General features: G+C 48.0%; 8 protein-coding genes and 3 tRNA genes. 7 read left to right on the forward strand and 4 right to left on the reverse strand.

From position 1 onward, the window contains the following. Positions 1-152, forward strand: a 152-nt coding sequence (locus tag ABW391_RS29645; protein WP_502916357.1) for a DUF3858 domain-containing protein, incomplete at its 5' end; no start/stop codon positions are given. A 314-nt stretch (positions 153-466) separates the two neighbouring features. On the opposite strand, the gene ABW391_RS26960 is transcribed toward ABW391_RS29645, so the two are convergent. After that, positions 467-2,707 (reverse strand): T9SS type A sorting domain-containing protein, encoded by a 2,241-nt coding sequence (locus tag ABW391_RS26960; RefSeq protein ID WP_353485016.1) that lies wholly within the window; start codon positions 2,705-2,707, stop codon positions 467-469. Positions 2,708-3,009: 302 nt separating this feature from the next. On the opposite strand from ABW391_RS26960, the gene ABW391_RS26965 reads away from it, so the two are divergent. Beyond that, positions 3,010-5,739: a WD40/YVTN/BNR-like repeat-containing protein gene (locus ABW391_RS26965; RefSeq protein WP_353485017.1), complete on the forward strand. Its 2,730-nt coding sequence runs from the start codon at positions 3,010-3,012 to the stop codon at positions 5,737-5,739. Positions 5,740-5,836: 97 nt separating this feature from the next. Here ABW391_RS26965 and ABW391_RS26970 read toward each other — a convergent pair. The 3 genes from ABW391_RS26970 to ABW391_RS26980 all read right to left on the reverse strand — a co-directional run bounded on the left by ABW391_RS26970 (position 5,837) and on the right by ABW391_RS26980 (position 7,403). Then, a tRNA-Arg gene (locus ABW391_RS26970) sits at positions 5,837-5,908 on the reverse strand. A gap of 104 nt (positions 5,909-6,012) precedes the next feature. Beyond that, positions 6,013-6,666, reverse strand: a complete 654-nt coding sequence (locus ABW391_RS26975; protein WP_502916356.1) for a DUF4159 domain-containing protein — start codon at positions 6,664-6,666, stop codon at positions 6,013-6,015. A 32-nt stretch (positions 6,667-6,698) separates the two neighbouring features. Continuing rightward, positions 6,699-7,403 (reverse strand): 16S rRNA (uracil(1498)-N(3))-methyltransferase, encoded by a 705-nt coding sequence (locus ABW391_RS26980; RefSeq protein ID WP_353485018.1) that lies wholly within the window; start codon positions 7,401-7,403, stop codon positions 6,699-6,701. Between the two features lie 291 nt (positions 7,404-7,694). Here ABW391_RS26980 and rseP point away from each other — a divergent pair, with 291 nt between their 5' ends. The 5 genes from rseP to ABW391_RS27005 form a co-directional block, all read left to right on the forward strand. Then, complete coding sequence (rseP, locus tag ABW391_RS26985; protein WP_353485019.1) at positions 7,695-9,023, forward strand: RIP metalloprotease RseP; 1,329 nt, start codon at positions 7,695-7,697, stop codon at positions 9,021-9,023. A gap of 185 nt (positions 9,024-9,208) precedes the next feature. Next, on the forward strand, positions 9,209-9,730 hold the full coding sequence (locus ABW391_RS26990) for an iron-sulfur cluster co-chaperone HscB C-terminal domain-containing protein (protein WP_353485020.1): 522 nt from the start codon (positions 9,209-9,211) through the stop codon (positions 9,728-9,730). A gap of 55 nt (positions 9,731-9,785) precedes the next feature. Continuing rightward, positions 9,786-9,872: transfer RNA gene (locus ABW391_RS26995), tRNA-Leu, on the forward strand. 49 nt (positions 9,873-9,921) lie between these two features. Further along, a tRNA-Leu gene (locus ABW391_RS27000) sits at positions 9,922-10,003 on the forward strand. Positions 10,004-10,127: 124 nt separating this feature from the next. Continuing rightward, a partial coding sequence (locus ABW391_RS27005) for a S46 family peptidase (RefSeq protein WP_353485021.1) occupies positions 10,128-10,829 on the forward strand: 702 nt, incomplete at its 3' end.

Genomic DNA, 10,829 nt, shown 5'->3' on the forward strand with positions numbered 1-10,829 from the left:
GTGTTCAACAGGAAGATGGAAAAATCAACATCAAACGGCGCTTGCAAATCGAAGCACTGGATTTGCCGGCAAGTGAATACAGCGCATTCAGTAATTTTTACCGCGAAGTTGCCAAATTGGATGCTGCCAAAATGGTGCTGATCAGCAACTAAGCGCAAGTCTAACATGAGTCATCCCGAATTTTTGAAAAGCCAAAATCTGGAGAAAATCTAATCGCGGAGCGATTGAATTTTGAATAGCCCCGGTCGTCCGGGGAAATAGTAAGGTCAAATTGCTTGCAACCACGGCAGTGGTTGAACTCAATTGAGCAAAAAATTCAACCGCATCCGCGGTTGCAAAACCTTTTGCTACCGAAATGACCCCGGACGACCGGGGCTATTCAAAATTCAACCGCTTTCGCGGTTCGTACTCCCAAAATTCGGGATGACTCATGTTTATCAAGAAGTAAAAGCGCAATGTTCCTTATTTATTCCGCACTTTTCACCAATTTCCCCGCAAAAACCTTGCCCTCGGTACTCAGTTTGAAGATGTAAATGCCAGGAATCCAGTCGCCAATTTGGAGGTTGTTGTTGAAACGATTGACTTTTTGTTGGTGCACCAATCTGCCCGCAGCATCATACACGTGCAGCAAGCCATCCATTTCTCCAATGCTGGGCAATGATACCCAGTCTTTGGCAGGATTGGGAGAAAGCAGCAAGGTTTGACTCGCCAATGGCTCCCGTACTGCCGTGGTTTGGCTGCTGCGGAATGATGTACTGTACATGCTCAAACCTCCTCGCTGGTTGCCGACTATCATATCTAGCCAGCCATCACCATTTAGGTCGGCCAGGTCGGCTTTGGTGCGGCCTCCCAGGCGCATGCCTCCCAGGTTGCTGTCGCTAATGGTAAACGTTCCGTTCAGGTTGTTGTCGATGTTGTCATACAGTCGAAGTTCACCTTTCTCTGTACCCAACAACAAGCGTAAACTTTGATTTTGACGAAAAAATAAAGGCGTGCTGTACCCTATGAAGTTGCCTTCAGTCGTGCCGTCTACTTTACCCATGCGCTGTATGTTGGGCGCATCGGTTTCTTTTGCTTTAAAAACAGCCTGCTTGACCGTTCCGGTATTGGGGAAATAACTCACATTGCCTCTGCGATTGCCTACTACCAGGTCGGGCAGCTTGTCGCCATTCAAGTCCACAATTTGCGGTACTGCTCCCTGGCCAATGTCAATGCCCATGTATTTGGATTGCCACAAGCCATACTGCAAGGGTTTGCCAGGGCCCGCCGTATTCTCAGCGTAATACATTTGTCCAAACTCCGCCCCAACCAGAATATCCAAATCCTGATCGCCGTCCATATCGCCAAAAGTGGGCGCCAGCGCAAAGTTTTCGCGGTTGAACTGATTCATGCCCAACCAATCGCGATCCACTATTTTGAAACGGGGAGCCTTGGTGGTGCCTACGTTTTTGAAAAGCGTAAGACCAATGCTGCGTTGCCCTTGTGGCAAAAACCTGGCCCCATTGCCCACTACGATGTCCATCAAACCATCCGCGTTGTAATCGATGAAACTTGGATAGGCACCGGTACCCAGGTCAACCATATCGGCCACCAAAAAATTATCTTGTTTGAACTTAAATTCAGGAACCTGCTTGCTGCCATTGTTCTCGTATACCCACAACACATTGACATCCTCAGATCCATTGTTTTCGTTGGGGGCTATCAAGGCTTCTTTCTTGCCATCATTGTTGATGTCGGCCATATAAACCGCTGGAAAAATAGGCAGATCAACACCTTTGTCATTTCCTGGGAAGCGCGGATCCTGTTTGTTGAACCAGGCCTGGGTACAAGAGCCCCCATTGGTCAGTAGGTTGATGTTGTTGAAGGAGACATCTCCGATAAAAATGTCGAGGTCTCCATCACTGTCTACATCGTTGGTGGTGAGGGTTGAACCAGAGTGGCGATAGTCTACGGAAGGGTTGCTGGCTCCAGTTTGAAAACACTTGCCTGGCCCTGAAGACAAATTCATATTGGCGCTCAACCCATCCTCGTACATGCCTCCCCAACAGTTGTTGGAGAGTTTGAAGATCATGCTGTCGCGACCATAGCCTTTTTCTACCGAGAGGTTTTGGTAATATTCGACATAACCGCCGGAAAGATTAAACGTGAGGATATCCAGGTCAGAATCGCAATCCACATCGTCAATTGCGGGGATGTCAATTCGACTGATGTAAACCTGGGCTTTGCCGCCGCTACTCAACGGGAAATAGGCTAAATTGAACGGCCCTTTGAACGGATAGCGCTTAAAGGCCAACTTGTTGCCTTGCCAAAATCCAGTATAGGCCGTCACTCCATCGATTCCCGGTATATCAGAGTAGGCAATGATGTCGGTAATTCCATCTCCGTTGTAATCCTTGAGGAGACACCAGTCGGTTAGAGCTGGAAAATGCTCCGTCAATTCCGGTGCAAACACATACTTATTGCCTTGCCGGAAATAAGCAAGGTGCAGGTTGGCGGTGCGGTCAAAGATATACAAGTCTTTCAACCCATCGTTGTTGAGGTCGGCTTCCGACAATTGCGGACAATTGAGCCCTCCTCCCCAGGGATTGGACAGTAAACCTGTTTCTGTTTCTACTTCTATCTTTAGAGGGGTAAAGGTTTGGGCGATGGCTAAACTGCCCAGCAGCAGCAATGCCCAAATGAGGCAAAACTTTGTCCTAATCATCATATGCTATGTTTGTTTGAACGGTGTTCCTCCAATTGCTCGAAGGATTCTGTTGGGTCTTTTGCAAAAGTGATGCCAAACTAGGTGTGAAGGGTGAAAAAAATTAAATAAATTCGTAACGTGTTTTTCGCCACTCACTGCAAGAACAACAGAAAGATAGCCTTTTTTAGGGTAAAAACATGCTTTCGAGGGGCGTAAAATCCCCATTTGTACTACGTATTTCATTTTATCCAGCTGTTCGACGATACTTACTTCCACTTTTCACAAGATTTCTTACTTTAGGGCATTGGTCCAAAACCGTGTCTATGCAACGTACATTTACTTTTGTCATGCTCCTCCTAGGGATGCTGACATCTCTCTTTGCCCAAAATGACCTGGCCACCGAGCTGTTTCAAAAACTGCAATACCGCAACATCGGCCCCTTTCGCCCCGGCTGCTGGATCGTGGACATTGCTGTACCCGAACAGCCTCAAAGTGAACACCTTTACACCATTTACCTGGCTACCCGCAATGCTGGCCTGTACAAATCCACCAACAACGGTACCACCTGGACTTCAGTATTCAATAGCCCCGATGTACATGCACTGGGTGCAGTAGCGGTTTCCCCTTCCAATGCCAACGTGATTTATGTAGGCACTGGCGATTCGTATTACGCCCGCAGTTCCTACAGCGGTAATGGAGTACACAAAAGTACCGATGGGGGCAAAACCTGGACCCATTGTGGTTTGCCCGAGAGCCAGCACATTGGCAAAATTTTGGTTCACCCTAAAGACCCCAATACGGTTTATGTGGCCGCCATGGGGCACCTCTTTGGTCCCAATCCCGAACGCGGCGTGTTTAAAAGCAGCGATGGAGGCAAAACCTGGAACAAAGCCCTCTTCATCAGCGACAATACCGGAATTGTGGATCTGGCGATGGACGTCAACAATCCCAACGTCATTTATGCAGCTGCCTACGAAAAATACCGCCATCCCTGGACACTCATCACCGGAGGGAAAGAGACCGGAATCTACAAAAGTGTTGATGCCGGAAAGAGTTGGAAAAAACTCAGTCAGGGGCTGCCTACTGGAGACCTGGGACGCATTGGCCTGGATGTATGCCGCAGCAAACCCAATGTGGTGTATGCGGTGATTGAAAATGTGAACCTGCGCGATCCCTTCCCGGCTGAAATCAAAGCCGATACCGACGCCGGGCGGGAACCCCAAAAACGCGAAATTGGCGGTGAAGTTTACCGCAGCGATGACGCCGGGGCGACCTGGCGCAAAACCAATCGCGCCGAAGACAATGTAGGTGGCAAAGCCGCTTACTCCTTCAATACGCTGCGCGTCGACCCCCAGGATCCACAAAAGGTCTACGTCACGGGGTTGAACCTCCAACACAGTTACGACGGGGGCAAGAGCTGGAAAGGCATCGAATGGACGGATACCACTAAAATTTTCCGCGAAGCTTTTGGCGATGTACGTACCCTTTACATCGATCCCTTTAATCCCCAACGGATGCTGCTGGGGAGCGACGGCGGCTTGCACCTCAGCTACGACGGCGGTACAACCTGCGATTATTACGACAACATTCCCGGCGGAGAAATTTATGCCATCGGGGTGGACATGGAAGAACCCTACAATATTTACGCCGGTCTGCAAGACCACGATTCCTGGAAAGGGCCCAGCAACGCCTGGTCGGGTGAAATTACCCTTGAGAACTGGGTGCCCGTTGGTGGCGGCGATGGCATGTACAACCAGATCGACCCCAGCAACAACCGCTGGGTGTACAACGAAGAACAATTTGGGAACCACATCCGCGTGGATCAATGGACGGGTGAGCGCAAGGATATTGCACCCCGCCGTCCGGCCAGCCAGAAACCTTACCGCTGGAATTGGTCGCCGCCTATCCGCTTGTCTCCACACAACCCTTCGATCATTTACACCGGAGCTGAGGTGTTGCTGCGCTCTTTGGATCGAGGCGACCACTGGCAAGAAATCAGTCCCGATTTGACCACCAACCACCCACACCGCATCAATGGCAAGGGGAACATCCAGTTTTGTACCATCACCACCATCGCTGAATCGCCGCTGCAAGCAGGCGTGATTTGGGTAGGTACGGACGATGGTCGGGTTTGGGTGAGCAAAGACCACGGCAATACCTGGACAGAGCGTACCGCAGCGTTGATAGACGTGGGTGGCCCCAAAGAATTGTGGGTGAGCCGGGTATTTGCCTCCGCCCATCGCCCTGGTACGGCTTATGTGACCAAAACCGGCTTTCGGGTTGACGATTTCAAGCCCTACGTATTCAAAACCAACGACTTTGGGATGACCTGGACTCGGATTGCCACTGGTTTGCCAGACAAACCTGTCAACGTGATTTATGAAGACCCTAAAAACCCGGAACTGCTGTACCTCGGCAACGACAAAGGGGTTTACGTTTCTTTGAATGGCGGTGAAAACTGGCAACATTTCCAAAGCAACATGCCACCCAGTGTTCCGGTACACGACCTGCTGATCCACCCGCTTGAAAACGACCTGGTAGTAGGCACGTATGGACGAGGAGTGTTTGTAGCCGACATCAGTCCGCTGCAAGAATGGAAGCCGGAATTGGCCAGGACCAATTTCCATCTATTGGATATCGAACCCAAAGCCCTGCGCTTGGAAGGCACCCAATTCGCCAATTACCACCTGTACGGCAATCGCCACATTCGCACGTCGAATGAACCGAATGGCCTCTGCATCCGCTATTTCACCCGGAATGTCACGGATTCAACCCAAGTGAGCATCAAAGACATCAATGGCAAGGTGCTGCGTACCTGGAAAACCTTGCCCAAAGCAGGATTGAATGAGCTCATCTGGAATTTTCGGGCTGCAGCAACAGGCGGAAGACGGCGCAATGCAGAAAACCCTGTCGCTCCCGGTGACTATGTAATCACGCTGGAACAAGCTGGCCAAAAGCAGCAGAAAATCGGGAAGTTTACGAAAATACTGGGTTGGAAAATTGGCGCAGCAGGCGTAGAAAAAGAGGGGGCTGGTGATTCGGGGCAAAAGTGAAATAGAGGGGAGGTTGATTATTGGAAAGCGTTCATAATCGGAACCAATTATTTCAACAGAAAAGCCAAAATATTGTCACCAAGCGAAGCAAAATTCGTGGTCCCAACAGGAATCGAACCTGTATCTAGAGTTTAGGAAACTCCTATTCTATCCGTTGAACTATGAGACCAATGTTTCTGCAAATGCAAATGTAGGAAAAACTTGATGAGTTGAAAAGTTGAAAAGTTTTCCATCAGGAAAGACTCCAAAACTTTTCAACCCTTCAACTCAAAATTATTGCTGAAATGCGTATTGCACCAGATTGGCCCCCATGCGCAGTGCTTGAGCCCGCACCTCCGGAGGATCATTGTGCACATCAGGATCTTCCCAGCCATCACCCAGATCGCACTCATGGGAATAAAAGCTGATCAGGCGGCCTTGCCAAATCAGGCCATAGCCGCGTGCCGGTTTGCCATCGTGCTCATGAATTTTGGGCAATCCACTGGCAAAAGTATATTTCTGGCGGTAAATTTCGTGGTTGAACGGCAATTCAGTGAACTCCAGTTCGGGGAAAACCTTCTTCATGGCCACCCGGACAAAAGGATCCATCCCATAATTGTCGTCGATGTGCAAAAAACCGCCTGCAATCAGGTATTGCCGCAAGTTTTGGGCTTCCATGTCTGAAAAAACCACGTTGCCGTGTCCGGTCATGTGGATGAACGGGAAATTGAACAACTCGGGGCTGCCCACTTCTACTGTGGCGTATTCTGCATCGAGGCCTGTTCCCAGGTTTTGGTTGCAAAACCGCGCCAGGTTGGTCAATGAAGTAGGGTTCGCATACCAGTCGCCTCCACCATTGTACTTCAGCAAAGCCAATTTCATGCCCGCTGGAGTGGGCGTGGGCTGGATGGGGGTTATAAAATTCATCAATAGCAATAAAAATAGCATAGTACCTTTTTTTGATTGAAGGTTTTAAAATGTCAACTGTTCATCAACTCAATGGTATGCACGGCCACCACGCCCGCGGTTTCGGTTCGCAATCTGCTGGTTCCCAGGCTTACGGGGCTGAAATTGCAAGCTTTGGCCTGTTCGATTTCTTCAGGAGCAAAATCTCCCTCCGGGCCGATCACAACAATAACGCTTTGACCCCGTAGATAAGTTTGTTGCAACAGCGCCGCAGGTGGATCAGTGATCCAGGCAATGCATTTTTGTCCATCGAAATCCATTTGCGCGGGCAAAAAAGTTTTGAGCGGGGTCAAAGGGTTCAACTGCGGCAAAAAAGTTTTGAGCGATTGTTTCATGGCCGAAAGCAAAATTTTTTCCAAGCGATCGGTCCGCACCTGCGTCCGTTCAGAATGCCTGCACACCAGGGGCGTGATCTCATCCACCCCAATTTCGGTAGCTTTTTCCAAAAACCATTCCAGGCGCTCCATGTTTTTGGTGGGAGCAATGGCCAGGTGCAGCCGATACGGTTTGCGCTCTGTTTGCTGGGTGAGGGAAATTATCTTGGCAATGGCTTTCTTTTTCCCCATTTCCAGCAATTCTGCCTCGTACCAGTTGCCTTTGCCGTCTATCACCTGGATGGCTCGCCCCTGGGCATAGCGCAAAACCTGCAAATGCCGGGTTTCTTCTTCGTCAAACTCCAGCAGTTCACCCACAATATTGAATGCGTAAAAGATGTTCATAAGCAAATTAAACTAAAAATATTGGCATTTAGTCCAATTTCAGTTGTCTTGACAAATGAGCGCTAAACACCAAAGGGTAAATTTTATTACATTTGCCCAACTGGTGGACAACCTTAGGGGCGATAAAAAAATAAGTGTTTCATTTTGCCAAAGGATTAGATGAGTAAACGGTTCATTTCAAGTTTCTTATCTAATCCTTTGGCTCTAAAAAATGAAACACTTATTTTTGCCCCACAACCTAAGATACTCCGGCAATGTTAAACAACTGCGAAATAAAATCAAAAAGGAATTATGGGTTATTTGATTATGGCGGGACAATTGTTTTTGAGCCTGTCCATTTTGATTGTGTTGCATGAAATGGGGCATTTTTTTCCTGCCAGATGGTTCAAAACCCGGGTAGAGAAATTTTACCTTTTTTTCGATCCCTGGTTTTCCCTCTTCAAAATAACCAAAGGTGAAACGGAATATGGCATTGGTTGGTTGCCTTTGGGCGGCTACGTCAAGATTTCCGGGATGATTGATGAGAGCATGGATCGCGAGCAAATGGCTGGCCCGCCACAGCCCTGGGAGTTTCGCTCCAAGCCAGCCTGGCAGCGCTTGATCATCATGCTTGGAGGGGTTACTGTCAATTTTTTGCTGGGCTTTTTCTTGTATGCGATGGTACTTTGGACTTGGGGTGAAGAATTTTTGCCTACCCAAAATGCAAAATATGGAATCGCGGTAAGCAAACTTGGCAAAGAAATGGGCTTGCGCGATGGCGACCTCGTTTTGGCCATCGAAGGGAAGGAGCTAAAAGAATTTGGCGATAACCAGGTGCGCCGCGAAATCGTAATCAACAATGCCAAAAAGTTGACCATCGAACGCGATGGCAAGGAAATGATGCTTCAGATTGATCCCAAATTTGTGCAGCTTCTGTCGAGCTATGCAAGTAAGGACGAGGGCCTATATGGTGTCAGACTGCCTTTCGTCATTGATACCGTGGCCCCGAAAACGCCTGCGGCAAAAGCCAAACTTCAAAAAGGAGACCGCGTCATTGGAGTCAATGGCAAATCAACCGAGTACTACCATCAGTTTACCCGGATTGTCGCTCCACTGAAGAGCAAACCCATCAAACTGACCATTTTACGCAATCTGGATACCCTTGAAGTGCCCCTTACCACTACCGAAAACGGAAAAATTGGGGTTGGAAACTCAAACAAGGAATTCATTTTTGAACGCAAGGATTATTCTCTAGTCCAGGCCATTCCGGCAGGGGTAAATAAAGGTGTTTCTTTTTTGGGGGATCAAATCAAAGCCTTCGGCCAAATGTTCCGGGGCAAGATCAAAGCTTCTGAGAGCCTGGGCGGATTTACTTCCATTGCCAAGATGTTTGGAGATGTGTGGGACTGGGAGCATTTCTGGCGAATGACGGCGGTTCTGTCCTTGATCCTGGCCTTCATGAACCTGTTGCCGATTCCTGCCCTGGATGGTGGTCACGTGATGTTCTTGCTGTTTGAAATGGTCTCTGGCCGCAAACCCAGCGATAAATTCATGGAATACGCCACCATTGTAGGCTTCATCATCGTGATAGGTCTGGTGCTGTTTGCCAATGGCCTGGATATTTTCAGGATATTTCAATAAACTGGTGCCCAATTTACTGGTATGGTGAGTTGGGCATCAATCTTCTTTTAGTATGACGCAAAAAATTACTTCCCGATTTTTTTAGAGGCTTTTGAATAGAAAGCTCACTTGAAATGAACCGTTCGGCTTCCTATTCAAAACCCAAAATCGGGAAGTTAATTTTTCTGCGTTACTTAGCTTCCGCTATGAAATTTTTCGATTTTTTTGAACTTCCCGTAGCTTTCCAACTCGATGAAGCAGACTTGCGCAAACGCTACCTGAGCAACAGCAAGCGTTTTCATCCTGATTTTTACACCCTGGAAACTCCTGAAAAGCAAGCGGAAATTCTGCAACTCTCCAGCCTCAACAACGAAGCCTACCGCACCTTAAGTGACTTTGACCAAAGGATGAAGTACATCCTGGAGGAAAAAGGCTTGCTGGTGGAAGGGAAAAATGAAATTCCTCAAAATTTTTTGATGGACATGATGGACATCAACGAGCAGCTGATGGAATTGGAATTTGATTTCGATCCACAAGTTTTGGACGCTGTAAAACAGGAAGTTGAAGCCAAAGAAAAGGAGTTGCAAGTTGAACTGGATCCCGTTATTCAGGGGTATTTGGAAGAAACTTCAAACGAAGTGGAACTAAATACCATCAAAAATTTTTATTTAAAAAAGCGATACCTCTTGCGCATAAAAGAAAACCTTTCTACATTTGCCGACCGCTGAGCGAAAAAGGGTTAACGAATCCATTTTTTCAATCACTGGTTCATGATTAGGTACCGCCGGAGTGGCGGAATCGGTAGACGCGCTGGATTCAAAATCCAGTATTGGCAACAGTGTGCGGGTTCGAGTCCCGCCTCCGGTACCACAAAATTGTTCCTTTCGATTTCGATTTAGTTCGAAGACAATCGAAAAATGCCGAAGTGGCGAAATTGGTAGACGTGCACGCTTCAGGTGCGTGTGCCTTCGGGCGTGGGGGTTCGAGTCCCTTCTTCGGTACAAAGCCAGTTCTATTGCAGAACTGGCTTTTTTTGTTTTCCAAATGTTGGTGAAAACAAGTAAAATTGCGTTGTAAGAGCAGGTCTGAAATTTTGAACTTGTTCTCATTCGAAATCACCAACACATGAAGGCATTTTTATTGCTTGTTCTTTTTTTGGGCATATCTCTTTTTTTGGGTAATTCCCTTTTTTTATCCGCTCAAGAAGGCTTTTGGAGCATCGATCAGCTTCACACCCTGCAAAGTCAACTGCAATCTGCAGGAATCCAATTTCCACTGGAAAAAATCAAAACAGCACAGCACAATGGCCTGGCCAATACAGTCATTCGTCTTCCCTTTGGCAATGCCGTATTGGTCAATCCCCGTGGACTGGCCATTGGCATAGTTGGCCCTTATTTTGTGCCGGATTCGATCCTGAGGCAGATGAAACAAGGCATTTGGCTGGCTGCTCCCGGTCAGGAAATAGATTGGAATGGTTATTCACTTGATGCCTATTACGATTCAAAAGCGGATACCAGCCAATCACCGGATCTTCAGGCTGGGTATTTTTCCAAGACCTTTGAAACGCAACCGGACGGAACTGTCTTGGGTCTGGAAACCCATGCTGCCGATCCCCAACAAAAGCAGATTTTTACCCAACAATACCTGCAATTCCGCAAGGTCAAATTGATTGGCGTGCTGCGCTTGCCAAATTACGAGGATACCGTTCCCGCTTTGGCCATAATTTTGCGCATCCAAAATGGCGATAAGCTGCAATCCCCTCGGGTTAATCCTTATTTGCCCCTCGGGCATTTTGACCCCGCCAAGCCCAATCACCTGATTTTGGGG

The organism is Haliscomenobacter sp. (assembly GCF_040403615.1).
In the GTDB taxonomy this organism is placed as follows: Bacteria; Bacteroidota; Bacteroidia; order Chitinophagales; family Saprospiraceae; genus Haliscomenobacter.

Coding starts and splice junctions, on each gene's coding strand:
- ABW391_RS26960 (WP_353485016.1), bottom strand. CDS start 2,707: ATGATGATTAGGACAAAGTTTTGCCTCATTTGGGCATTGCTGCTGCTG.
- ABW391_RS26965 (WP_353485017.1), top strand. CDS start 3,010: ATGCAACGTACATTTACTTTTGTCATGCTCCTCCTAGGGATGCTGACA.
- ABW391_RS26975 (WP_502916356.1), bottom strand. CDS start 6,666: ATGCTATTTTTATTGCTATTGATGAATTTTATAACCCCCATCCAGCCC.
- ABW391_RS26980 (WP_353485018.1), bottom strand. CDS start 7,403: ATGAACATCTTTTACGCATTCAATATTGTGGGTGAACTGCTGGAGTTT.
- rseP (WP_353485019.1), top strand. CDS start 7,695: ATGGGTTATTTGATTATGGCGGGACAATTGTTTTTGAGCCTGTCCATT.
- ABW391_RS26990 (WP_353485020.1), top strand. CDS start 9,209: ATGAAATTTTTCGATTTTTTTGAACTTCCCGTAGCTTTCCAACTCGAT.